Annotated in this window: 17 protein-coding genes, 1 tRNA gene and 1 pseudogene; 12 read left to right on the plus strand and 7 right to left on the minus strand. The window is 70.1% G+C overall.

The genetic code is table 11. The features are described 5' to 3' along the window. Positions 1-100: 100 nt before the first annotated feature. From SANBI_RS13440 to SANBI_RS13455, 4 genes are read left to right on the plus strand one after another with little or no spacing between them, the layout of a single operon-like run. Positions 101-439, plus strand: coding sequence for a metal-sulfur cluster assembly factor (locus tag SANBI_RS13440; RefSeq protein WP_319155842.1), 339 nt, complete (start codon positions 101-103; stop codon positions 437-439). Then, positions 433-1,566, plus strand: a complete 1,134-nt coding sequence (locus tag SANBI_RS13445) for a hypothetical protein (protein ID WP_319155843.1) — start codon at positions 433-435, stop codon at positions 1,564-1,566. The genes SANBI_RS13440 and SANBI_RS13445 overlap by 7 nt, the downstream gene beginning before the upstream one ends. Beyond that, on the plus strand, positions 1,563-2,978 hold the full coding sequence (locus tag SANBI_RS13450) for a multicopper oxidase domain-containing protein (RefSeq protein WP_319155845.1): 1,416 nt from the start codon (positions 1,563-1,565) through the stop codon (positions 2,976-2,978). Before SANBI_RS13445 ends, SANBI_RS13450 begins: the two co-directional genes overlap by 4 nt. Continuing rightward, a complete protein-coding gene (locus SANBI_RS13455) occupies positions 2,979-3,419 on the plus strand; it encodes a hypothetical protein (protein WP_319155848.1) in 441 nt (146 codons plus the stop codon). It begins immediately after the preceding gene. 2 nt (positions 3,420-3,421) lie between these two features. Here SANBI_RS13455 and SANBI_RS13460 read toward each other — a convergent pair whose 3' ends face one another. The 4 genes from SANBI_RS13460 to SANBI_RS13475 all read right to left on the minus strand — a co-directional run bounded on the left by SANBI_RS13460 (position 3,422) and on the right by SANBI_RS13475 (position 8,801). After that, on the minus strand, positions 3,422-4,138 hold the full coding sequence (locus SANBI_RS13460; RefSeq protein ID WP_319155851.1) for a helix-turn-helix transcriptional regulator: 717 nt from the start codon (positions 4,136-4,138) through the stop codon (positions 3,422-3,424). 140 nt (positions 4,139-4,278) lie between these two features. Next, positions 4,279-4,352: transfer RNA gene (locus SANBI_RS13465), tRNA-Met, on the minus strand. Positions 4,353-4,526: 174 nt separating this feature from the next. Beyond that, positions 4,527-5,540 carry an aldose 1-epimerase gene (locus SANBI_RS13470; protein WP_319155853.1) on the minus strand — a complete coding sequence of 338 codons (1,014 nt, stop codon included), beginning with the start codon at positions 5,538-5,540 and terminating at the stop codon, positions 4,527-4,529. A gap of 216 nt (positions 5,541-5,756) precedes the next feature. Next, complete coding sequence (locus SANBI_RS13475; RefSeq protein ID WP_319155855.1) at positions 5,757-8,801, minus strand: UPF0182 family membrane protein; 3,045 nt, start codon at positions 8,799-8,801, stop codon at positions 5,757-5,759. Positions 8,802-9,030: 229 nt separating this feature from the next. Between SANBI_RS13475 and SANBI_RS13480 the strand changes: the two genes are divergently transcribed. Further along, positions 9,031-9,675, plus strand: coding sequence for a PPA1309 family protein (locus tag SANBI_RS13480; RefSeq protein WP_319155857.1), 645 nt, complete (start codon positions 9,031-9,033; stop codon positions 9,673-9,675). A 72-nt stretch (positions 9,676-9,747) separates the two neighbouring features. Here the strand turns inward: SANBI_RS13480 and SANBI_RS13485 are convergent, their stop codons facing one another. Continuing rightward, positions 9,748-10,938, minus strand: coding sequence for a YlbL family protein (locus SANBI_RS13485; protein WP_319155860.1), 1,191 nt, complete (start codon positions 10,936-10,938; stop codon positions 9,748-9,750). A gap of 90 nt (positions 10,939-11,028) precedes the next feature. Further along, the gene (locus SANBI_RS13490; protein WP_319155862.1) at positions 11,029-12,138 is read right to left on the minus strand and encodes a Rossmann-fold NAD(P)-binding domain-containing protein; all 1,110 of its coding nucleotides are present in this window, start codon (positions 12,136-12,138) and stop codon (positions 11,029-11,031) included. 86 nt (positions 12,139-12,224) lie between these two features. Here SANBI_RS13490 and SANBI_RS13495 point away from each other — a divergent pair, with 86 nt between their 5' ends. After that, positions 12,225-13,790: a zinc-dependent metalloprotease gene (locus SANBI_RS13495; RefSeq protein WP_319155864.1), complete on the plus strand. Its 1,566-nt coding sequence runs from the start codon at positions 12,225-12,227 to the stop codon at positions 13,788-13,790. A gap of 578 nt (positions 13,791-14,368) precedes the next feature. Here SANBI_RS13495 and SANBI_RS13500 read toward each other — a convergent pair. After that, positions 14,369-15,103, minus strand: a complete 735-nt coding sequence (locus SANBI_RS13500; RefSeq protein ID WP_319155866.1) for a DUF1361 domain-containing protein — start codon at positions 15,101-15,103, stop codon at positions 14,369-14,371. 524 nt (positions 15,104-15,627) lie between these two features. Between SANBI_RS13500 and SANBI_RS13505 the strand changes: the two genes are divergently transcribed. The 6 genes and pseudogenes from SANBI_RS13505 (at position 15,628) to SANBI_RS13525 (ending at position 23,634) form a co-directional block, all read left to right on the plus strand. After that, the gene (locus SANBI_RS13505; RefSeq protein ID WP_319155869.1) at positions 15,628-15,864 is read left to right on the plus strand and encodes a hypothetical protein; all 237 of its coding nucleotides are present in this window, start codon (positions 15,628-15,630) and stop codon (positions 15,862-15,864) included. A 203-nt stretch (positions 15,865-16,067) separates the two neighbouring features. Beyond that, complete coding sequence (locus SANBI_RS13510; RefSeq protein WP_319155872.1) at positions 16,068-16,598, plus strand: hypothetical protein; 531 nt, start codon at positions 16,068-16,070, stop codon at positions 16,596-16,598. A gap of 71 nt (positions 16,599-16,669) precedes the next feature. Then, positions 16,670-16,825, plus strand: a pseudogene (locus SANBI_RS18845) (variant leucine-rich repeat-containing protein); the annotation flags it as partial. 240 nt (positions 16,826-17,065) lie between these two features. After that, positions 17,066-17,884 carry a hypothetical protein gene (locus SANBI_RS13515; protein WP_319155875.1) on the plus strand — a complete coding sequence of 273 codons (819 nt, stop codon included), beginning with the start codon at positions 17,066-17,068 and terminating at the stop codon, positions 17,882-17,884. Next, on the plus strand, positions 17,881-18,252 hold the full coding sequence (locus SANBI_RS13520) for a hypothetical protein (protein ID WP_319155878.1): 372 nt from the start codon (positions 17,881-17,883) through the stop codon (positions 18,250-18,252). Before SANBI_RS13515 ends, SANBI_RS13520 begins: the two co-directional genes overlap by 4 nt. Positions 18,253-18,657: 405 nt before the next feature. Beyond that, complete coding sequence (locus tag SANBI_RS13525; RefSeq protein ID WP_319155880.1) at positions 18,658-23,634, plus strand: SdrD B-like domain-containing protein; 4,977 nt, start codon at positions 18,658-18,660, stop codon at positions 23,632-23,634. Positions 23,635-23,684 lie beyond the last annotated feature (50 nt).

The following is a 23,684-nucleotide window of genomic DNA, read 5'->3' on the forward strand; positions in this document are numbered from 1 at the left end:
CCCACCGCAAGCCCGCCGTGCCAGAGCCCGTCCCGACCACCACGCCAGCCGCCTCCCCTGGCCCGTCCGCCACGCTCGCCACCGCACGCCCTGATGCCACGTGAGCCGCGACCTGCTCTCCGTCACCCGGTTCCTCGCACCCGGGACCGAGACCGCCCAGCTCCGGGAGGAGCTGCGCTCGGTCATCGACCCTGAGCTGGGGATCGACATCGTCTCGCTGGGGCTCGTGTACGGGGTCGAGCTCAACGGCAGGGTGGCTGCCGTCGTGATGACCACCACCACCCCCGCCTGCCCGCTGGGTGAGTACCTGACCGACGAGGTGCGCAGGGTCCTCGTGGAGAGCGGCGCAGTGGACCGTGTGGAGGTCCTCATCACCCACGCGCCTGCGTGGTCTGCCGAGATGATGAGCGCCGAGACCAAGCAGGCCTTCGGATGGTGACCGCGACCACGCCCGCAGTCGCCCGGCCCGACGGCCAGCAGCGCACCGCGCGCCGCATCCCGATCTTCGTGGCGGCCCTGCTCTGCCTGCTCGCAGCACTGTGGGGAGGCCTGCTCCTCCTCGGGCTCCCGCTGCCGACCCTCGCGAGCAGCACAGCCTCCGACCACGGGCCGCTCATCACCCTCGGCTTCCTCGGGACAGTCATCTCGCTCGAGCGGGCTGTCGCGCTCGGCAGGTCCTGGGGCTTCCTCGCCCCCGCCGTCTCAGGGGCCGGAGGCCTCGCCCTGCTCGTCGGTCAGCCGCTCGCCGGACGCCTGCTCCTCTGCCTCGCGTCCGTCCTCCTCTGCGTGATCTACCTCGTCGTGCACAGGATCCAGCCGGCCTTCCACCTGCGCGTGATGGCTCTGGGAGCACTCTGCTGGTACGTCGCGACAGTGCTGTGGCTCGCCGGGTGGACAGTGCCCCGCATGGTCCCGTGGCTCGCGGGCTTCCTGGTCCTGACGATCCTCGGTGAGCGCCTCGAGCTGGCACGGGTGGGCATGCTCCGACGGTCGGCGGTACGCCAGCTCGCCGCCGCGGGCGCACTGTTCCTCGTCGGCCTCCTGGTCGCCACGGTGTCCCCCGAGACGTCGACGGGGACCCGTCTCGCCGGCGCCGGGATGCTCGCCCTGGCCCTGTGGGGAGCGGCGCACGACGTCGCCCGCCGGACCGTCCGCGTGCCGGGCGTCACGCGGTTCATGGCGGTGTGCCTGCTGGCCGGGTACGTGTGGCTCGCGGTCGGCGGGACGATCTGGCTCGTCGCGGGCGACCTCGGCTCGAGCCTCGCCGTCTACGACTCCGGGCTCCACGCAGTCTTCCTCGGCTTCGTCATGTCGATGATCTTCGGGCACGCTCCCGTGATCGTCCCGGCGGTCCTGCGGGTGCGCCTGCCGTTCCACCCCTCCTTCTACGCGCACGTCGTCCTGCTGCACACGGCTCTCGCCGCCCGCCTCGTCGGCGGGGACGCGCTCGGGTCGAACCTGTGGTGGACAGGCGGCGGGATCGCGACCGAGGTCGCCGTCGTCCTCTTCCTCGTCGCCTCGGCCACCGCGGTCGTCCGGGCACGTCGCACGGGACGGACGGCATGAGCACCCCGACGGCAGACCCCGGACCTGCACCTGCCACCCAGCCGGCCGTCGACCGCAGAGGGCTACTCGGAGGGCTCGCCCTCGGTGCGCTCATGGTCGTCGTCGCCCTGGTGGTCGCGCTCACCGGACCCGGGGTCCCCAGCTCTCGGTCTGCCACCGTCACCGGTGCCGCAGGGACGCAGACCGTCCAGGTGACCCTGGCCGGGATGCGCGTCTCCCCTGCGGTGATCGAGATCGCGGCCGGCACCCACGTCGTCCTCGAGGTCACGAACACCGACGGCATGCGGCACGACCTCGCACTCGCCACCGGGCAGCAGACACCCATGCTCGCCACCGGAGAGTCCGCGACCCTCGACCTCGGGGTCGTCGACGCCGACACCGAGGGGTGGTGCACCGTCCCCGGTCACCGGGCGGCAGGCATGACCCTCGACATCCTCGCGACAGGAGCCCCGGCCGCGACGGACGACGACGCCAGCACCGACGACGGCCACGACATGGCAGGCATGTCCGGCGCGGGTACCGAGACGGACGACTCCGTCACGGTCGACCCGCAGGCGGTCCCCGGACCCGACTGGCAGCCCTTCGAGCCGGACCTCGCACCCCTGCCCGGCGGCACCGAGCACGCTGTACGGATGGTGGTCACCGACACCGTGACCGAGATCGCCCCAGGGGTCCGTCAGACCCTGTGGACCTTCGACGGGGCAGCACCTGGTCCGACGCTCCACGGCTCCGTCGGCGACCTCTTCACCGTCACGTTCGTCAACGAGGCGAGCATGGGCCACAGCATCGACTTCCACGCCGGTACGCTCGCCCCCGACGAGCCGATGCGGACGATCGACCCGGGCGAAGAGCTGACCTACCAGTTCGTCGCGACAGGTTCGGGTGCCTGGCTCTACCACTGCAGCACCGCGCCGATGTCTCTGCACATCGCCAACGGGATGTACGGGGCTGTCATCATCGAGCCGCCAGGCCTCCCCCCGGTCGACACCGAGCTCGTGCTCGTCCAGTCCGAGCTCTACCTCGGCCCCCAGGACGGCACTGCCGACGAGGCTGCGATCGCCGCGGAGGCCCCGAGCACCGTCGTGTTCAACGGCTACGTCGACCAGTACGTGCACGCCCCGATCGCCGTCCGCGCGGGTGAGCGCATCCGCATCTGGGTCGTCGACGCGGGGCCGCAAGGAGCCACGGCGTTCCACGTCGTCGGTGGTCAGTTCGACACCGTCTTCAAAGAAGGTGCCTATCTGCTGCGGCCCGGGAACGCCGAGCAGGGCCGCGCCCAGGTGCTCGACCTCGCCCCCGCCCAGGGCGGCTTCGTCGAGCTCGTCCTGCCTGAGCCCGGGCACTACACCTTCGTGGACCACGCGATGGTCGACGCCGAGCGTGGAGCCCGCGGGATCCTGGAGGCGTCGTAGGTGCTCACCGCCTGGTCGCTCGTGCGGTTCGTGCACGTCCTCGGCGCCATCCTCTGGGTGGGTGGTCAGCTCACCGTCTCGGCTCTCGTCCTGCCCGTCGTGCGCAGCCGCCTCGGTGAGGAGCAGCGCGCGGCCCTCATGCGAAGCCTGGGCATGCGCCTCGGCATCGTGACGGTGGTCGCCTTCATCCCGCTGCAGGTGACCACCGGCGTCCTCCTCGCAGCGCACAAGGGCGTGACGATCGCCTCGCTCGCAGAGCCAGGCTACGGACGGATGCTCGCCGGCAAGCTCACGGCCTTCGTGCTGGTCATGCTCGCCGCAGCCCTGCACGGCTGGGCCAACGGTGCCGGGCGGCGGACGCTAGCCCGTGCGCTCGCCGTCTCGTCTCTCGTCGGGTCGGTCGGTGTGGTCCTGCTGGCCACGGCCCTGCCGATCACCTGAGCTCAGCCCTCGTCGCCCCGGTCGTCCGCCTCGGGAGCATGCGTCGGGGTCGTGGCGCTCTTCTCGATCCGTGCGACGCACAGCGTCGGTTCGACGAAGGGTTCCAGACCGGTCGCCTGCCACGGCGAGCGGAGCTCGGCGAGGGCTCCCTGCATGAGTCCGAGGTGGAGCGCGCACACCACGTCCGTGTGCCGGACCGCCACGTCCCGGAACGGGCAGTGACGGAGGTTGACGACAGCGACGGGGCCGTCCTGCACGGTCTCGGGGGCGAAGCCGACGTCGTCGAGGACTCGCTCCAGACGCGCGAGGCTCTCCTCGTCGGACGCCCGCTGCGAGGGCAGGTCGCTCTCGACCAGATGGCGACCCCAGTCGCGTCCGGCATCGGCGGCCTGCGCCCGGCCACCGCCCATCGTCACGACAAGACCGGTGAGCATCTCCGCGAGCAGCCCGTAGCTCGTCGGCCCGGACGCCTCACCACGCGCGGCGTAGAGGACGCGCCGCCGACCGGGCGTCGTGCGCTCCTCGGTCTCCCGCGTCGCCAGCCCGTCGTCGACGAGCCCGTCGAGGTGGAACCGTGCCGTGTTCGGGTGCAGACCCGTCGCCGCGGCGAGGTCCAGGACACCGAGCGGTCCGCGAGCGGCGCGGAGCCTGTCGAGCACCTCCGCGCGCCGCGACCCGAGGGGCTGGCCGGACGGCGCGTCCGTGAGGCCTCCGGGCATCGCCAGCGCCTCCCACCAGACATGAAAAAACGACGGTCGTCGGGTCAAAGACTACAGCGCCTGGCGCCGCCCGACAGCGACAAAGACCCTGTCTCCCGAGGGAGACAGGGTCTTCGTGTCGTGCAGTTCAACTTCACAAGTAGCGGGGACAGGATTTGAACCTGCGACCTCTGGGTTATGAGCCCAGCGAGCTACCGAGCTGCTCCACCCCGCGTCGGTGAAGACAACGTTACGTCGCGTGGGCCAGGACTCCAAGTCGATCGTGCCCGTCGAGCGTGTGACTCCGCTCTCAACCCGGTCAGGGACCGTCGACAAGACCTGGTGAGGTCGACCGTCCCCGAGCCCGGACAGGATCGGAGACGGACGCTCTCACCGCTCGACGCGGACGTCAGCCCTGCTGGCCGCGCACCACGTGCACACCGAGCTCGAAGGTCTTCTCCTGCCCGACGGCGACCCGCACGTCGTCGGCCCGGTCGGGGCGGTTGAAGGCGTCGGTCGTCGTCTCGAGCGACTCGATGGCCACAGACTCGCGCTTGCGCTCGAGGGCGTCGCTCGTGAAGACGAGGAGGGTCCCAGTCTTCTGCCACACCGCGAGGCCGTCGCCTGTCGCCGGGTCGGTCAGCAGCGTGCGGACCACACCGTCGGCGTCGGGCACCAGACGGTCCCAGGCGTCGTCGTACTCGACGCCCTCGAGGGTCTCGTGGACGAGGTCGGCGTCCATCGGGGCGTAGGCGGCGTCGCCCGGCAACGGGATGAGGTCGGCGTCGTTGACGATCTGGGCACGGGCGGGGACGCGCAGGGACAGGCCGTCGATGGTGTCGTGCCCGGGCAGCGTGAAGTACGGGTGCCAGCCCGCAGCCACCGGGGCGTCGGTCTCGCCGACGTTGCGGTACGTGAGCGTCAGGTCGAGCGATGTCGCGGTGAGGTCGAAGCGGACCGTCGCGTCGAGAGCGAAGGGGTAGCCCTCGACGTCGCCCGGACGGACCTCGAAGGCGAAAGTGATGCTCACGGCGTCGGCGGCAGGGTCGACGTCCTCGGCGACGACGGTCCAGTCGTGACCGCGCGCGTGGCCGTGGATGACCTCCTTGTCGACGGGGAACTGGAGCCCCATCTCGTGGGTGACGCCGTCGAAGGTGTAGCGGTCGTCCTTGAGACGGTTGGCGAAGGGGAAGAGGATCGCGCTGCGGCCACCGTGCTGCAGCTGGAAGTCGGCCTCGTCGCTGTAGCCGTCGATGTACCCGGCCCAGCCGTCACGCCAGGGAGCGGTCCACGACAGCACCGTCGCGCCGCGGACCAAGATCTCTGCCCGGGCACCGCTCGCGTGCTGGAGGATCTTCGTGGGGAGCGAGCCGAACGACCCGTCCGTGATCGCGTGCTGTCCCGTGGTGTTCATCGTTGTCATGGCGCAATGGTCGTCCGTGGGAGCACCGTGAGGCAAACCACGTCCAGCCATGGGACCAGCCTCCCCGCACCAAGAGCGCGCCCGGTCCGTCAGCAGGACACCGGGCACCGGGCACCGGAATAGTCGTCAGCGGGACAAGACGCCGACGGCGGCCCCCTCTGGTGCCAGAGGAGACCGCCGTCGTCGGTCGAGCAGGTGGTGCGTGAGAGCGCCGGATCAGTTCCCGAGCGCCTCGTCGGCCGCGAGGGCCGCCTCGAGGGCGAGCTGCAGACGGTCCTGAGCCTCGCCGTAGGCGGCGAAGTCACCGTCGGTCAGCGCGGACTGGCTGTCGTCGAGCGCCTTCTTGGCATCTGCCAGCGCCTCGTTCAGCTGCGTCCGTGCGTCACCCGCGGGGACGTCGGTCGTCGGGGCGTCCGTCGGGTCTGTCGTCGGCTCGGCGGTCGGGGCGTCGGTCGCCCCGTCCGTCGGTGCCGACGGGTCCGTCGGGGCGTCTGTCGGGTCGTCGACAGGCACGTCGCCCTCGTCGGGGGTCTCCGCGTCACCGGCTGTCGCACCAGAGTCACCGGCGAACACCTGGTCGAGAGCCTCGTCGAGGGTGTTGGCGAAGCCGACCTCGTCACCGAAGGCCACGAGGACCTTGCGCAGCAGCGGGAAGACCGTGCCGCTCGACGACTGGACGTACACAGGCTGCACGTACAGCAGGCCGCCACCCATGGGCAGGGTGAGCAGGTTGCCGTTGATCACCGTCGAGTTTCCCTGCCGCAGCAGGTTGAGGTCCTGGGCGATCTCCGAGTCGGAGTTGAAGTTGTTCTGCACCTGGCCGGGGCCGGGCACAGTCGAACCTCGAGGCAGCTCGAGGAGCCGCAGCTTGCCGTAGCCCTCGGCGACCTCTCCAGCCGTGTTGCCGGCCTCGGCGTCGACCGCGAGATACCCGGTCATGACGTTGCGGTCGCTCGTACCACCGGTGATGAACGACGAGGACAGCGAGAAGGACGGAGCGTCCTGGCCCGGCATCTGGAGCGTCTGGTAGTACGGCGGCTGGAGCGTCGTGTTCGAGGTCCCACCGGTCGGGTCTGTCGGGCTGCGCCAGAAGTCCTGACCCGAGAAGAACTCGCTCGCCGTGTCCACGTGGTAGCGCGTGAGGAGCGCGCGCTGGACCTTGAACATGTCCTCCGGGTAGCGCATGTGGCTCATGAGGTCGCCGGAGATCTCGGAGATCGGCTGGATCATGTTCGGGAACACACCCTGCCAGGCCTGCAGGACCGGGTCCTCGGTGTCCCACGCGTAGAGCGTGACCGAGCCGTCGTAGGCGTCGACCGTGGCCTTGACCGAGTTGCGGATGTAGTTGACCTGCTGCGGCGCGAGCGCCTGGATCGAGGTCGACGTCGCCGTGAGCGAGTCGGCCGTGACGTCCTCGAGGGACTCCGAGGCCGAGTACGGGTACTCGTTCGAGGTGGTGTATCCGTCGATGATCCACTTGACGCGGCCGTCCACCACAGCCGGGTACACACGCCCGTCGAGGGTCAGGTACGGAGCGACCTTCTCGACGCGGGCCCGCGGGTCGCGGTCGTAGACGATCTGCGACTCGGAGGTCACACGGTCGGAGAAGAGGATCTCCTCGGACTGGAACTTGAGCGCGTAGAGCAGCTTGTTCATGAAGGAGCCGAGGTCCGGGCCGATGGCCGTGTCGGCGGTCGGGAAGGTCGTGTTGACCTGCCCGCCCTCCTCGTCCGTCGGGTAGTCGAGCTCCCACGGGTCCGTGCCCTCGGGGGCACCGACGATGGAGTAGCTCGGGGACTTCGGGCTGAAGTAGATCCGCGGCTCGTAGCCGTTGTCGGTCTCCTCGGTCAGCGCGCCGACCGACGGGATGCCGCCCTCGTAGAAGGCCGGACGGCCGTCCGGGCCGATCTGGTTGCCGTAGGCGGCGACCACACCGAAGCCGTGGGTGTAGACCGTGTGGTCGTTGACCCAGTTGCGCTGGTCGCCGCCGAGGCCGTTGAGGTCGAGCTCGCGCACGGCGATGACCGTGTCCCTGCTCTCCCCCTCGATCTCGTAGCGGTCGACGGACAGCGTGTCGGCGAAGTTGTAGTAGCCACGGTTCTGCTGCAGCTGACGGAACGACGGGCTGACGATCGTCGGGTCGAGCAGACGGATCGACTGCGTGGTCTGGGCGTCCTCGCGGAGCGCACCGGCCTCGGCGGTCGTCTTGGCGTTGTAGGACTCGGTCTCGATCTCGTCGAGGCCGAAAGCCGTCCGCGTCGCGTCGATGTTGCGCTGGATGAAGTCGGCCTCGAGCTCCTGGGCGTTCGGGGTGACCTGGAAGCGCTGCACGATCGCCGGGTAGATGCCACCGACGGCGATCGCGGCGACGACCATGAGGCCGACACCGATAGCCGGCAGACGCCAGTTGCCACGGACTGCGGTGATGACGAACAGGACCGCGACGAGCAGCGCGACCCCGGCGAGGATCGCCTTGGCCGGGATGACGGCGTTGACGTCGGCGAAGGACGCGCCTGCGAAGCGGTCGTTCTCGGTCTTGAGGATCGAGTAGCGGTCCAGCCAGTAGTTGACACCCAGCAGGACCATGATGACCGCGGCTGTGGTCGCGAGCTGGATGCGCGCGGCACCCGTCGTCCGGACGCCACCGTCACCCAGGCGCACACCCCCGTAGAGGTAGAGCGTCGCGATCGCGCCGATGCCGGAGATGATCGCGACAGCCATGAGGAAGCTCACCACGAAGCGCAGCACCGGCAGCGTGAAGATGAAGAACGACAGGTCCATGCCGTACTGCGGGTCGGTCGTGCCGAAGGGCACCGAGTTCAGCGCGAGCAGCACCGTCGTCCACTGCGAGGACGCGGCGATGCCGGCGAACAGCCCGACGAGCAGCGGAGCGGCGACCATCACCAGACGGCGCAGCGGCTCGATGGCCTCGCGGTACTGGTCGAGGGTCGCCTGCTCGGGCGTCGATGGCGCATAGATGGGGCGCTTGCGGTACGCGAGCTGCAGGCTCACGTAGACCGCGGCGGCCATCACCAGGAACCCGGCGACGAACAGGGCGGCACGCGTGCCCCACTGTGTCCACAGGACCTTCTCGTACCCGAGCTGGTCGAACCACATCACCTCCGTCCAGAACTGCGCGAGCAGGAAGAGGGCCACCACGACGACGCCGACTGCGGCGACGGTGATGACGAGCGGACTCGGCCTACGGCGACCCGGTCCCCGTGCGGGGGCTGGTCGACGAGGGGGCGCTGCTGAAGACACGGCGTGGGATCCTCGCTGTTGGTGACACTCGTGCACGAGCACCCCGAGGGAGCACTCACACAGTGAACGCGTGCGGTCTCCTCAAGGTTCCCACAGTTCGCGGGGGTATCGCCTGCTCCGGCGGGCCTCCAGGCCGGTACGACGGCTCGGGGCGCTGGGGGCGCACCCGCTCGACGCGCTGCGCCCGGCTGCCTGCCGTCCCGGCGCGAGGTCTGCGAGACTTGTCCGCATGACTGACGCACCTGCCACGCCGACCGACCCGACCGGCGACGCCCACGACTCGACCGGGACCCCGGACCGCCAGACGGCGCAGGCCGCACCCGCGCAGCAGCAGGCTCCGTCGATGGCCGAGATCTTCCTCGCGGAGGCCGTCGTCGACGTCGAGGCCCACGTCGCCTCGACAGGGTGGGACGCGCCGCTGCGGGTCTTCGCCCTCGTCTCGACGCAGGCCGCCCTCGAGGCCGAGCCCGAGCTCGCGAAGATGCTCCCCGCCGAGACCGTCGAGGCTGCACGGGACAACCCGCTGCACCTGACCTCGGTCGAGCAGGACGGCGTGCCCGACTCGGTCGAGCTCGACGACCTGCTCGCGTCGATCACCTGGCCCGAGGCCGTGACAGGCGCCGCGCTCGTCGTCGAGAGGATCATCCTGCCGCCGACAGCCGAGGAGGGCATCCCCGAAGACCCGTCGGCCGCGCTCGCGTACCTGTCCGAGCACCCGGACCGTCAGGACGTCCGGATGGCCGTCGGCGTGCTGCGCGACGGGACGTCGTGGTGCGCGCTGCGCTCACGGTCCAACGACTCGGCCGCCGAGGTCGCCGGCGGACCGGCACTCGTCCCCGGCCTCGTCGAGGCGCTCCGCGCGACCTTCGACTGAGCGGGTCGGTCCTGCCTGCTCGGGCAGCGAGAGACGCCTGAGCACCGACGGGCCTCTCGGGGCCTGCTGTCGTCAGCCGGCGGTGCAGGTGTCGAGCGTGCTGCCCTCGCCCGCACCGATCGCGACCATCGCCGCCCGAGCCTCGGCCAGCGTCGCCACCTTCGCGACCTGCAGACCCTCGGGCACGTGGCCGACGACCTCGTCGCAGTTGGCCGCGGGGGCGAGGAACCAGGTGGCCCCGTCGCGCACGGCACCGTCGAGCTTCTGGCGGATGCCGCCGATGGGGCCCACCTGCCCTGCGAGGTCCATGGTCCCGGTCCCGGCGATCACCTGACCGTTCGCCTCGTCCTCGGGCGTCAGCCTGTCGATGATCCCGAGCGCGAACATGGTCCCGGCGCTCGGTCCGCCGATGTTCTCGATCTGGATGCTCACGTCGACGGGGAAGTCGAAGCTGCTCTGCACCACGACACCCAGGCGCGAGCCGTCCTGTCCCTCGACGGCCCCCGTGGTCACGGTGAGGTCGGTCGGGGTCCCGTCGCGGACCACACCGAGCGTCACGTCCGTACCGGGGTCGATCGTCGTCAGACGCTCGAGCAGGTCTTCGGAGGATGCCAGCGGCTCCCCGTCGAGAGAGGCGATCACGTCGCCTGGCTCGACCACACCGCTCGCCCCGGAGTCCTCTGCAGTCTCGACCGCCGAGAGCGTCACCGGCACGTCGTAGCCGAGCTCGGTGAGCGCCGCGTACGTCGCCATCTCCTGCGAGGAGGTCATCTCGGCCGAGCTCTGCGCGTCGAGCTCCTCGCGCGAGACGGACTTCGGGAACACGGTCTCGACGGGTGCCACGACCCGCGTCGGGTCGACCCACCCCTGGACCACCTGGGCGAGGTTCACGGGGAAGCCTGGGCCGCCGCTGACCCCGACTGTCGTCAGGCGCAGCTCGCCCGTGGACTCGTAGGTCGGGGCGCCGGTGATCTCGATGAGCGGGGTGCCGTCCTCCTCGCCGAGGGTGTCGCGGGTGGGGCCCGGAGAGCGCACAGCGTACGGCGACGGGAGGATCGCCAGGCCGGAGAGCAGCAGCACCGTCGCCATGAACGAGATGCCGAGCGTGATCGAGCGCGCCGACGGGCGCTCGCGTCCGGGCAGCGCGTACGGCTCGCGGAGGTTGCGCTCGAGAGCGCTCTCCCGGCCTGCCTCCGGAGCCGCAGAGGGCTGGTCGGACGACTGGTCTACGGGGGGCTGGGTCGACATCTTCTTGCGGCGCACCGACCCATCATCCCCGAGAAGTCTGGCAGCGTGCTGAGCGACGGGTCGGTGCCGGTCCACCGTCGGGCGCTGGGCTGGCGCAGCACCGGTTCAGCGGCGGCCGCGGGCTTGCCTCCAGACGGCTGCGGTCCCGAGCAGGGCGACCGCTGCTCCGGCCGCACCGAGGGCCGCCGCGTCACGGCGCGCGACCCTGCGCCCACCGACACCGAGACGTCCGCGGGCCTGGTCGACCAGCAGCTCGAGGCACGAGCGGCTGGACCACCCCGGTATCCAGCCGGCCGCCGTCAGACGGCGTGCCGACACGGTCCAGGGGTAGACGGTGCACGCGAGGTCCGACGCGGGAGCGGGCAGCGCGCCGACCCTGTGCAGCCGCTCGGCGGCGGCGAAGGCGGCCGCGGCCGGGAGGTCGACGGTCCGCAGACCGGTGATCGCGACGACCTCGTCAGGGTCGAGGACGTCCGGCGCGCCGTCACGCACCGCGCCGACGGTGAGTGCACCTGTGAGGCCGTGCTCCACGCAGACGGCCACAGCCGACGCCAGGTCGTCGACGTGCACGAGCTGCCAGTCGCGGCGCGTCCCCCGGACGGTGAGGATCCGCGGTGCCTCGAAGTGCCGGGTGAGGAGCGTGTCGACGCCGGGGCCGACGAGGACCGCAGGCCGCAGCACGGTCAGCCTCTGGACCTGGTGCACAGCCGCCGCCTCGCGCAGCGCGGCCTCGAAGGCGCGCAGGTCGCCCGCAGCGCCCTCGTCGGGCTCGTCGGGCTCGAGGGCGGGGGCCGTGCCGTCTGCGCCCTCTGTGTCGTCTGTACCGTCGCCGTGGTCGTCGTCGATGAGCGCCCGACCGGGCGCGGCTCCCTCGACCATCGCCGAGCTGATGCCGACCACGTGGAGCACCCCGGCGGCCACCGCCGCCGCGACCGCGGCGTGGACCCGCTCCGCGGTCTCCGCCCGACGCTCGGCCGTGCGGCGGGCGACGACAGACTCGAAGTCGCCCGTCTGGCCGACGAGCACGACAGCCTCCGCGCCGTCGAGACCGGTGGACCCGTCGTCCGAGGCAGGGGGCTCCGAGGTCCGTGGTCCCGCGTCGCCACCGCCACCTGGCGCGTGCAGGCGCACGCCGAGCGCCTCCCGCAGGCCGCGGGCGACCGGGGAGTCGCCGACGACGACGGTGCGCCCTGAGCGAACCAGGTGTGATGTCATGGTGAATCTGGCCTCTCGCAGTACGTCTGTGTGGTTACCGTAGTCAGAACGAAGCCCGGTCCGAGTCATCGCCCCAGGAGATCCTCATGAGCAGCGACCCGTTCGACCCCAGCGGTGCGCCGCGCGAGCCCGACCCGAACCAGTGGGAAGAGCTCCTGCGGTCCATGTTCGGGGCGGACGCCGACGAGGCCATGGCCGAGCTCAAGTCCCGGGGCCTCGACCCTGAGCTGCTCGCGGCAGGCTCGGCGCTGCAGAACGACCCCGCGATGCTCCGTCAGGTCCTCGACCAGGTCAAGCAGATGCTGACGGCGACAGGCACGGGCCCTGTCAACGCGGACGTCGCGCACGACGTGGCACGTCAGGCTGCTGTCGCCGAGGGTGACCCCTCGCTGTCCGCACGGGACACCCGCGTCGCGACCGAGGCGCTGTCTGTCGCCGAGCTCTGGCTCGACGCCGCGACCGAGCTGCCCCCGGGTGGCGGACGGTCGCTCGCGTGGAGCCGGTCCGAGTGGGTCGAGCACACGCTCCCCGCCTGGAGCGCGCTCGCCCAGCCCGTCGCAGCGTCGGTGGCTGACGCCCTCGGCGCGGTCCTGCGCGACCAGCTGCCCGAAGACCTCAGCGAGCTCGGCGGCCCCGACTCAGGGATCCCCGGCATGGCCGGGCTGTCGAGCTTCTTCGGCGGGACCGACGGATTCGACCCCGCCCAGATGATGCGCCAGATCGGCTCGGCCGTCTTCGGCATGCAGGTCGGGACGGCCGCCGGGACGCTGTCCCGTGAGGTCTTCGGTGCGACAGACATCGGCGTGCCGCTCCTCAGCGAGCCCGCGACGGTCCTGGTCCCCTCGAACGTCAAGGCCTTCGCCGAGGGGCTCGACGCCCCCGAGGACGAGGTCCGCCTGTTCCTCGCGCTCCGCGAGGTCGCGCACGCCCGCCTCTTCACGCACGTCTCCTGGCTCCGCGGTCACCTGCTCGGGCTCGTCGAGGCCTACGCCCAGGGCATCACGATCGACATGTCGGCCCTCGAGTCCTCCATGCGCGAGATCGACCCGACCGACACCGAGGCGCTGCGCGGTGCGCTCTCCGGCGGCGTGTTCGGCCTGCAGTCGACCCCCGAGCAGGAGGCCACCCTGCTGCGCCTCGAGACCGTCCTGGCCCTCGTTGAGGGCTGGGTCGACGAGGTCGTGACACGCGCCGCGCTCCCCCACCTGCCGCACTCCGTGGCGCTGCGCGAGATGATCCGTCGCCGCCGCGCAGCCGGCGGACCTGCCGAGCAGACCTTCGCCTCCCTCGTCGGGCTCGAGCTGCGTCCACGACGCTCGCGAGACGCCGCCACCCTCTGGGCCACCATCGACGCCCAGGTAGGGTCCGAGGCCCGCGACGCGGTCTGGGACCACCCGGACCTGCTGCCCGGGACCGAAGACCTCGACGACCCGGCCGGCTACTTCAGCCGTCGCGAGCAGGTCACCGCCGAGCAGTCGGACGTCGACAAGGCTCTCGCCGAGATCTTCGGGGACGACACGGCAGGAGAGCCTTCCGCTGCTGGGAGCGACGAGGGCAGCGTCCAGACCGACGGTCCGACGAGCGCCAGCTCGCCCGACGACGAGACGTCCGGTGACGAGACGGACGGTCAGGGGTCGGCGCCCCGAACCTGATGCCTCGTCCAGCCTGTCCCGCACGACGGCGGTACCGCTACGCGCTCACCGAGAGGACCCAGACCCTCTCGTCGGCGTGGACATGGGTCACGCCGCGGCCTACCGGGCGGATGGAGTCTCCCGTCAGCTCTCCTAGACGTTGATCGAGGCTTTGGCGAGGACTCCACCGTCGCGGCGGATCCGCCGCAGAGTCTCGGTCGAATCGATACCGTCTCGTCGCCCCAGCCTTCGGCGAGCTCTTCCGCCGGGCCGACCATGACTCCAGCCGTCTGCACTTCGAGTACTTCCGTCGCGAGGGTGAGGCGGACTGTCTCGTGCCCATCCGATCTGTCAGCCAGGAAGAAGGACGAGACGCCTCGGAGCCCACGAGATACGAGCTGGTGGAGGGTGTCGGTCCAGATGAACGGGGGGGCAGCGACGGATCGTCCCCGATGAGCCTTGACGGTCGGTTCCGCCCGGCGCGGTTCTCGCCCGCTCTCCCCAGCTAGGGTCGCTGCGATGGACACCCGGGGCGTCCATCGTGACGTCGCGCAGATGGGCTTGGCCTTGTTGTCCTTCCAGCCCTTGCGTTCGTCAGGTCAGCGGGTCCGCTGGTACGCGACCACGAAGTCGATGATCGTCCCGCCGATCGTCAGGTACAGCAGCGCGATGAAGATCGTGTGGACCAGCGTGAAACCGAGGAAGGTCTTCACGGCACCGGTCTGCGAGAAGTGGTCGCGCACCTTGCGGACGAAGGACGCCGGGTGGGTCACGTCCCAGCTGTTCAGACGCAGGTACCGCCCGAGGTACACGCCGACGGCGCTGAGCATGATGATCGCGATGGCGACCAGCCGGGTGTCGGGGCGTGTCAGCCCGGCGACGTCGTCTGTCGGGTGCATCGCGATGCCGTACATCGCCTGCACCACGAGGACGTTGATCACGAGGTTGAGCACCCCGGACATCGCGAGGGTGATGACCAGGACGATGTCGTACCAGAGCGGTGTCGGGTCGTCGTCGGTGCGGTGGCTGAGGTTGAGCTCGGTGATGAGATAGCTCGCGTTCGGCAGCAGCAGCAACCAGACGAGCGCGCTCACCACGGCGATGGTGATCGCGACAGGGTGCAAGGCCCCCTCGGTCGAGTCGCTGCGCGCGCCGGAGAGGGCTACGAAGGTCGCCACGAACCCGACCAGCAGCACGAAGACGGGCAGGATCGACAGGCCGATGTTGAGCAGCATGGGCCTGTACAGCGGCTGGTGGAAGGCGCGGGCGCGGGCGACGACGAGCACGACCGCGAACACGTTCATGCCGATGACGCCGAGGACGAGACTGGACATGATGGGCTCCTGGGTCGGTGTGGTCGGGGCTCGCGTGGCGCTTTGAGGACCTAGCGTGCTGCACCATGGCGTGCATGTCCTAACGTGGCCCAACCGGGGAGGCCCTGAGGCGGTGTGCACGAAGCGGGCGTCCGGCGCCCGTCCTAGTCGCGCTGATCGGCGCGGTGGTCGCTGGCACGATGCTGTCGAGCATCCATCCAGAAGACGTTACTGTGCTGATCGCGCCTGGGGGCGTGGAGGTAACCGAGGGAGCACACGCCCTCGGGAGCGGTCGGTGCACCTCCTGCTCAGCGGGCGTACCCCCGCTGAGCAGTTGGTCAGGTGCTCGGCTCCGGTCACCCCAGAACCACTGGTTCAGACGGCCGACCCAGAAACGGTGCCCGATTCACCACCACCTATCGGTCGGGCACCGTCTTTGGTGCCGTTCGACATGTGCCGCCGACCCACCACTGGTCGTCGCGACCGAAGGATGGGAGCCGAACGTCCCCGTCGCGCGAGCACGCCTCGCGGCCCGGCGCGTAGCCGTGCTGAAGTACGACTCGGAGGACGAGGACTCTCTCGATCTCGACGACCAGGGCCTGGACGCGGTCATGGCTCGGCACGAGAGCTACGACGCTGAAGAAGTCGCCCTCGGCCTCGTCCCATGGGACGCTCCAGGCTTCACCGTGAGAGATCACGCTCGGCGCCTCCACGACCTGGAGGCCTCAGCCCCCATTACCGTGAGACAACGACGCTTCCGCATCTACGCGACCAAGGAGTAGCACTCTGAGGTCCACCATGATGAGGCCCCTCGGGCCCTTCGGACACCTCTTCTCCAGATCGCTGGCGGTGTGCCCTGCGCGACCTTGGCGATCGGATGTCTTGCATCGTCAGTCGTCTAGGGCAGCACGGCGCTGCTCGGCTGTATCGTGTGCGGTTTGATTCGAGAGAAGGCGAGCGCCCCCCCTCGCGACCGGAGGAAGTCATGACGATGCCCTACAAAATGCCCTCGGCTGTGTTCTCTGGCGCCTTCGGCGACAACGCGACCGGACAGTACTTCCCGGCACGCGCCGAGGTCAGTGATGGATTCGTGACGCTCTGGATCGCCTCGCCGACTGGCTGGACGCAGTACTTCCGCGTCCCCGCGCAGGAGGTCGTCGTGAAGTCAGCCGCCCAACGGATCACGCTCGCTGTGCACGGTCAGAGCTATCCGATACTCGCCGATCCTCGATCCGTAGACCGGGCTATCGGTCACGGGATCGCCGGCGGCGTCGCCGACATCCTCGACAAGCCTCGCTTCGAGATGGGCGTCGACCTCGCCCGCACTGTCAACGTGGCCGGCGCGGCGTACTCGTTCCACCTCGGCGGCGGCCCGGGGTTCATCGCGGCAGCTCAGCAGTCCGGCGCCCGCACGTCCCGCCTCGGCTACGGGCCCATCCTCGCCCTCGGCTGCGGCGGCGGCGTACTCGTCGTGGTCGTCGTCACACTCGTGACACTGCTGGCGATCAGCCTCTAGCACGAGCAAACCAGGTCAGACGCCGCCACCGCTCGCGTTCCACTGCAAGCCGCTGAACATCAGAAGAACAGATGCACGACCGGCAACCGAGCGCCGAGCACGCCATCGCGAGCGATCCGAGCACACCACCGCACGTGCTGGTCGATCTCGCGTCCCATCGGTGGGAGCTCCATGGGCTCATCGCATCGAACCCAGCCGCACCTGCGGAGCTCATCCGCTGGATCCGAGGCGTCAACCCGACCGTGCCGATCGGACGAGCGCCCGGCAGTCGAGCCGAACCGCCGCAGCAAGGACGAAGGCTGAGCCCTTGGCAGCCGGGTCAGCCGCACCCACGGCCGGTCAGCTCCGCGCACCACGCCCCCGCTCTCGGGCCAGCGGGGTACGCACCAGCACTGCACGCCCCTCGCCGACGCCGCAGAGCCGGCGGCTGGCTGGCCGGTGGCGGATGCCTGGCTGCCGTCGCACTCGTGGCCGTGGTCGCACTCGCTGGACTCGGCGCACTGCTCACCTCCGGCGGCGACGCCACGGCTGATACCCCCAGCGCCGCAACACCCGATCCAGCACCGACGGAGAGCTCCGAGATCGACACACAGCTCGCCCTCTATGCCGAGGAACGCCTCAAGATCGACGAGCTCTCCCTCGAGTTCGACGAGTCTCCGGTCGCCTGGCTCGTCGCTGACTTCGAGTGGTTGTTCCGGCAAGACCAGAAGGTGTCTGACCCGAACCTGACCGAGTTCAGCGCGCAGACCATCGCAGCGCAGACGAAGACGTTCCGTGAAGACCTCGAGGTCAGCGTCGCTGCGGCCCAAGCCCGGCGCGTGAACACCAGCGGCTCAGTCACGGAGGGCATCGTGGACACAGCAGGCCGAGGCTTCATCGACACCCAGTGGGACGCAGCAACGACCTGCAAAGACTCGGAGCGAGAGAGCTGGCAGACAACCGGGTGCATCAAGAAAGGAGACTCGCTCACCGTGCACCTGCTCCCAGAGAGCGAGGTCAGCGAGTGGGTACGCGATTTCACCGTCGTGCACGAGCTCGCCCACGTCTATCAGCGTGCCGACAACGCCAGCGTCAAGGATTACCGAGGCGAGCACAACGACCTGCTTGCACAGGGCCTGTTCCAGGGCGACGTCGAAGCCATGGCTGACTGCTACGCCCTGACGTACTACGACGAGTGGTCGCTCACGAACGGCGACGACAGTGTCGGCTACGGATACGTGTGCGACGACGACGAGCGCCAAGCGCTTCGAGCCTGGGCATCGAGCATCAACGCGCCCATGCAATGACGCTGGACCAAGGCACCACTCGCACGATCCCCGACCGCGCCGAGATCACGCGAACTACGCCTGAGCGCGACATCTCTCCCGCCGTGGCCGGGCGAGGTGAGATCACCGCACCGTTCCTGGAGTACTACGACGCGCACATCGCCGTCGCACAGCCACGTCTGAACCAGCTCGCGAGCTCCTCAACCGAGCTCTCGGGCAACGACGACCAGATCCAGAGAGAAGCGATCGATCTCTTCTCCGACATCGGAAGGCATGGCGAAGGGTCACCGACGCCCCTGCCGTTCGCCGAGGTCGAGAACGACGAGGCCATCCCAGCCTACGCAGACGCGCCTGCCTGCGAGACGGTCGTGCCGGCCACGCAGTACTGACCTGCCATCTGGGCACCGTACGTTCGCCGGGCCCAGGCGTCCGGTGCGCTGGCCACCGATCTTCACCCGGTCCTCGCGTCATGAACCGACGATCTCAGTGTCTTCCCCAGTAGGGCGTGCACCTCACGCCATGCACTTTTCTCTGAGGGAGACACCATGCGATCGACGCACGTCCCGTCCTCACGTCTGCACCGGCGCAGCGTGACTCCATCCGAACGTCGGCTGCGCTCGAGCGCAGCGGTCCTGACAGCACTTGCCCTCTTCGCCTCGATGTCGGCGACCTCCGTGGCTGCGGCCTCTGAGGTCGCCGACCCGGGGACGAGCGCAGCCGACGAGACAGCGCCTGCTGTAGATGCAGGCTCACCCTCCATGAGACCGTCGGAAGCACCGTCGGAAGCACCGACGGTGGCTCCAGCGGACGTCCCCGCGCCCGCCGGGTCAGACGACCCCTCGGAGGCGCGCCCGACCGAGGACACCGTCGCACCAGAGGACGTCGTCGCCCCCGAGGAGACCGCCGCGCCGGACGAAGCAGCCCCGCCGGACGAGGCTGCCCCGCCGTGGTCGCTGGCCCAGGCGACCGGATCGACGCTCACGGTCGACCTGTCCCGCACCACGGGCACACCGACCTTCGACGCCGACGACGCGCCAGGGCACGACTCGAGCGCCACCAACGACGTCGTGCGGACCAACGACACGGTCGACTACACAGTCAGCGTGCGCCGCGAGGGCGCTGACCAGACCCGCACGACGATCGTGCTCTCTCTCCCACGCGGCGAGGAGCTCGTGCAGCTCCCGCCCTTCTGCCTCTCCCCAGGGTCGTCGGTAAGCCCCGCCGACCTGCCCGACCCGGTGGTGCCCGTCACCCCGACCTCCTGGCAGACCCTCCCCGCACAGACACTCACGTGCATCCTGGACGACGAGCCAGGGTCGTCCTCCCTCGACTACGACTTCGTCACCAAGGTCCGCCCCGAGGTCCCGGACGGCACCCGGCTGGACGACGTGACAGCCCAGCTCACCAGCGACCAGGTCACCGAACCTGTGGTCTCCGCCCCGGTGAACCACCGGGTCTCGGCGCGCCCGCACGCCGACCTGTCCAAGACCGGGCTGGCCTCGGGTGAAGGAGCTGGGCCGTACGTGGGCTCGGAAGGAACCTGTTCCTTCGACGCGACTCAGTTCTGCTACTCCTCGACCTACTCGATCATGGTGAACACCCAACCCGGAGGCAAGGGCGCCAGCCCACTGCAGTCACCCCTGACCTTCACCGACGACCTCACGCCCGGGGCCTTCTACGGCAGTGCTGCGACGAGCACCACTGCCTGGACCGAGGCTGGGGCAGGGGCACTGTCCCGATACGGAGCCCGGCTCAAGACGTGCGGGGGCAACGTCGCCGTCCAGACGCCAGGGTCCAACGCGAGCTCGGACCCGGCCTCGACCGTGCGCGCTGCGCGCAACTCCGGCACCATCGCCTGCGCACAGCCTGGCGGGCCGGGCACCCCGGTCGACGTCACCATCACCGGGGCTGACACCACGGGATACACCGTCCCGACCGAGAACTCCCACGGCGGCGCGATCCCGGCGACCTCGGGCGTCGTGGTGTCCCTGTCCATCACCGTCGAGATCCCGCGCCTGGCTGTCCAGGACCTCGGCAGCGTCGACCGCTCCGGCAGCCGCGTCCTGACCTGGAGGAACACCTACACCGACATCGAGGCCCTCGGCCTGGACGGAACGCCCGCTGTCGGTGAGGACCCGTCGAACAACACCAAGGCGGTCACAGCCTCCTTCCGCGCAGGTTCAGGCCCGACCATGGCGAGCAAGGGCTTCATCGGCGTCCCGGGAACCCCGGGCAACACCGCTGCGGTCCCCTTCAGCTCCGGCAACTTCGCCGGTCCGCCCGGGTCAGGCACCATGAACGACGGCAACACCGTCGTCGTCCCCGGACAGCTCGTGATCTCCGCAGTGTCCACGAGGCAGCAGCACACCGTCGGGGTGGGCGACGCCTCGTCGACATCCTCAGTCGTCTGCGATGTGTGGGACGACGACCACCTAGGACTCGCCGCAGACTTCCCGGAGGTGAGCCCGACAGGCAGCATCCGCTCTGCCTCAGGCGGGGCCTCGGCCTGGCTTAGTCACTGGGGCCTGGGCAGCGAGACCATGCTGCCTACGACGGACCCACTGCGCAACTACACCGTCGAGTACGGCTACGCACCTGACCCCGGTGCGGGTGCTGGCAACGACTGCTCCACGGGGACCTGGGCCCCCAGCCCTGACCTGGTCCCGGGCGCCACCACGGTCGACGGCGCCTGGGCCGGTATCAACCGGGTCCGCTACTCCTTCACCTCGACCTCGCCCACCACGAGCGTCTGGTTCTCCACGAGCTTCTTCGTCGGGATGAAGGTGCTGGACTCCGGCGCGCCGGTAGGGACGAAGATCGGCAACTGGACGAGCGTGCGAGAGGTCCCCGGCGTGCACCCCATGGCCGAGATCCTCTCCTCCCCGACCGCGCAGCAGCGCACCTCCGCCTACGACCCGCAGACCCACCTGGGCCAGGGCGGAGATCGCCTCATCCTGGGTTCTGCGGCTGCCACTGTGCGCAAGTTCGTTCGCTCGGGCATCACCGGACCGTTCAGCGACACAGCAGTGCCGCAGGTCTCCAGCGGATCGAGCGTCGAGTACCGGCTCAACCCTGCACTGGCCGCAGACGTCGACGCCGGGACGCAGGAAGAGGTCATCCTCGAGGACTGCCTCCCGGCCTCCCAGGTCTTCGACTCCTCACGGCGCGAGTCCGGCGCGGCGATCGAGCCGACAGTCATCCGTGACGGTGCCCCCGCGGGCTCCCAGCTGGTCTGCCCGGAAGGCCAGCAGTACCTCCGGTGGGACCTCGGGCCCCAGACGGTCAACGCTCCGATCGACCCGGTGGTCTATGCGGTGCAGACTCTCACCACAGCGCGCAACGGCGTGGCCACGAACACGGTGCTGGTCTCCGTGCCCAACGACCCGCGACCCGTCGCGGCCCGCCAAGACACGGCCCAGGTCCAGCTCGTCACCCCACGCGGGATCGCGCTGAGCAAGACGACCACCACGCCGGTGGTCGAGGTGAACCCGGCCGGCGTGGCAACCCCGCGGCTGCTGAGGTGGCGCATCGAGTTCTCGAACCTCGACAACCCCGCCACTGTCGGGGACGTCGACGTCATCGACGTCCTCCCCGTCCAGGGCGAAGGACGGACCAACTACACAGGCGGTCTGTCCTTCTTGTCCACCGAGCCTGCTGAAGGAACCGGCGTGCTGGTCCGCTACACCTCGGTGGACCCGGCTCTCCTGGTGATCCAGCCCGACCACCCCTCCAACGCAGCCGGCGGGTCGACCGTGTGGTGCGACGCACCTGCGGGAGGCACCGTGGTGTCCGGCGCAGGGTCTCAGGCCGACTGCCCCGGCTCCGCCGCCGAGGTGACCGGGCTGCGGTTCTTCCGGGCTGGCCCCTTCGAGGCCGGGGACACCTTCGCAGCGACCGTGTCGATGGTCGCGAACGAGAATGCCGACGGAGACGTCTACCAGAACCGCGTGGCAGCCAAGGCCCAGGGCGTCACCCTCGGGATCGGGCCCAACGTGAGCGAGATCCGCACGGTGGGCTCCGAGATCGGTGACCGCGTGTGGGAGGACCTCGACGGAGACGGGCTCCAGGACGACGACGAGCCGGGCCTGCCCGGCGTGGTGGTGCGCCTGACCGGGACCGACGTCGACGCCAACCCCGTGGACCTCACGACGACCACCGACGCCGACGGCGCCTACGTCTTCGCCGGGCTCGCCTCCGGCACCTACGAGGTGACTTTCGCCCCTGACGGCCTCCCGGCGGACTGGACGTTCACGCAGCAGCACGTCGGGGACGACTCCAGCCTCGACTCGGACGCCGACCCCACCACGGGCGCATCGGGTCCCTTCGCTCTCGCAGCCAGCACCGTCGACCACAGCAGGGACGCCGGGATCGTCGTCGACCGCGACGTGGACGTCTCGATGGTCAAGGAGCTCGTCGCACAGTCCGACGTGCAGCCTGACGGCGGCGTCGACGTGACCTACCGGCTCACCGTCACCAACCGTGGGACGGCTCAGGGCGTCTACGACCTCGACGACACCCTGCACCTGGGAGAGGGCATCACGCCCGGAGCTGTCGCCGTCACAGGTCCCGAGGGCGTCGTCCTCGACCCAGCGTTCGACGGACAGACTGCCACCAGGATCGCCACCGGGGCAATCGTCCCCGGGGGTGGCACGCACGTCTACGAGGTCACCGTCCACGCGGTCGTCGACCTCACCACGACGACGTCGGCCGCCGCCGACTGCGAGGTGACCGAGACAGAGAGCGGTTCGGGGCTGCTCAACTCGGCGATGCTCACCGTCGGTACCAAGACGACGACGGACGACGCCTGCGGCCCGGTCATCCTCCCGAGGGCTTCCTTGGGAGACAGGGTCTGGCTCGACCTGGACTCTGACGGGATCCAGGACGACGGCGAACCAGGAGTCTCTGGGGTGCTCGTGACCCTCGCCGGCACCGACGTCGACGGGAGCGCGGTCAGCCTGACCACGACCACCGACGCTGACGGCCGGTACCTGTTCGCCGACCTGGCTGCCGGCGACTACCTGGTGACCTTCGACCACTCGACGGCCGGGGCCCTGGCCTTCACCGCGCCGCTCGCCGGCACCGACAGGGCCACGGACTCGGACGCCGACGCGGCAGGGCGCTCCGGCACCGTGTCCCTCGCATGGGGTGAGGACGACCTGACCGTCGACGCTGGGCTCATCGAGACCGACATCACCGTGGAGAAGACACTCACATCGCAGAGAGAGGGAGCCGACACGGCGTCGGTCGAGCTGGTGTACACCCTCGAAGTGACCAACACCGGTCGGACCAGCGGCCGCTACGACCTGACCGACACGCTCCGCCTCGGACAGGGCATCACCCCCACCCAGGTCTCGGCCCGTGGACCTGACGGCGTGATCCTGACAGCCGGCTTCGACGGGGTGACGAGCCCTGTGCTGGTCACCGACCACCCGATCGACGGCGGCGCGGTGCACACCTACGTCGTCGAGGTCTCCGCGACCGTCGCCACCACGACCACCCGCACACAGGCCGACTGCACCCTGACGACCGACGAGCGGGGCACCGGGTTCCTCAACGAGGCAGCGGTGACCGTGGCGGACGTCGTCGTCGTCGACACCGCCTGCGGTCAGGCGCACGTCCCACCTGCTCCCCCAGCCCCGCAGGTCGGTCACGGCCGGCTCGCGGTCACCGGGGCGACGGTGACCGCCGCGCTCCTCACCGCGGCAGCTCTCCTGCTCGGCGGGACCGTCCTGGTGCGACGCCGCCGCCGCGGGGACGAGGCACGGGCCTAGGGACCCGCAGATCACACCGTGATCGACCGGCGCGCCCTGCCTGAGCACCA

It is taken from the genome of Sanguibacter biliveldensis (genome assembly GCF_033798665.1).
Lineage (GTDB): Bacteria > Actinomycetota > Actinomycetes > Actinomycetales > Cellulomonadaceae > Sanguibacter > Sanguibacter inulinus.

Bases quoted from the DNA above. Each gene is read 5' to 3' on its own strand.
- SANBI_RS13445 (WP_319155843.1), top strand. From the start codon at position 433: ATGGTGACCGCGACCACGCCCGCAGTCGCCCGGCCCGACGGCCAGCAG.
- SANBI_RS13450 (WP_319155845.1), top strand. From the start codon at position 1,563: ATGAGCACCCCGACGGCAGACCCCGGACCTGCACCTGCCACCCAGCCG.
- SANBI_RS13460 (WP_319155851.1), bottom strand. From the start codon at position 4,138: ATGCCCGGAGGCCTCACGGACGCGCCGTCCGGCCAGCCCCTCGGGTCG.
- SANBI_RS13470 (WP_319155853.1), bottom strand. From the start codon at position 5,540: ATGACAACGATGAACACCACGGGACAGCACGCGATCACGGACGGGTCG.
- SANBI_RS13480 (WP_319155857.1), top strand. From the start codon at position 9,031: ATGACTGACGCACCTGCCACGCCGACCGACCCGACCGGCGACGCCCAC.
- SANBI_RS13490 (WP_319155862.1), bottom strand. From the start codon at position 12,138: ATGACATCACACCTGGTTCGCTCAGGGCGCACCGTCGTCGTCGGCGAC.
- SANBI_RS13495 (WP_319155864.1), top strand. From the start codon at position 12,225: ATGAGCAGCGACCCGTTCGACCCCAGCGGTGCGCCGCGCGAGCCCGAC.
- SANBI_RS13500 (WP_319155866.1), bottom strand. From the start codon at position 15,103: ATGTCCAGTCTCGTCCTCGGCGTCATCGGCATGAACGTGTTCGCGGTC.
- SANBI_RS13510 (WP_319155872.1), top strand. From the start codon at position 16,068: ATGACGATGCCCTACAAAATGCCCTCGGCTGTGTTCTCTGGCGCCTTC.
- SANBI_RS13520 (WP_319155878.1), top strand. From the start codon at position 17,881: ATGACGCTGGACCAAGGCACCACTCGCACGATCCCCGACCGCGCCGAG.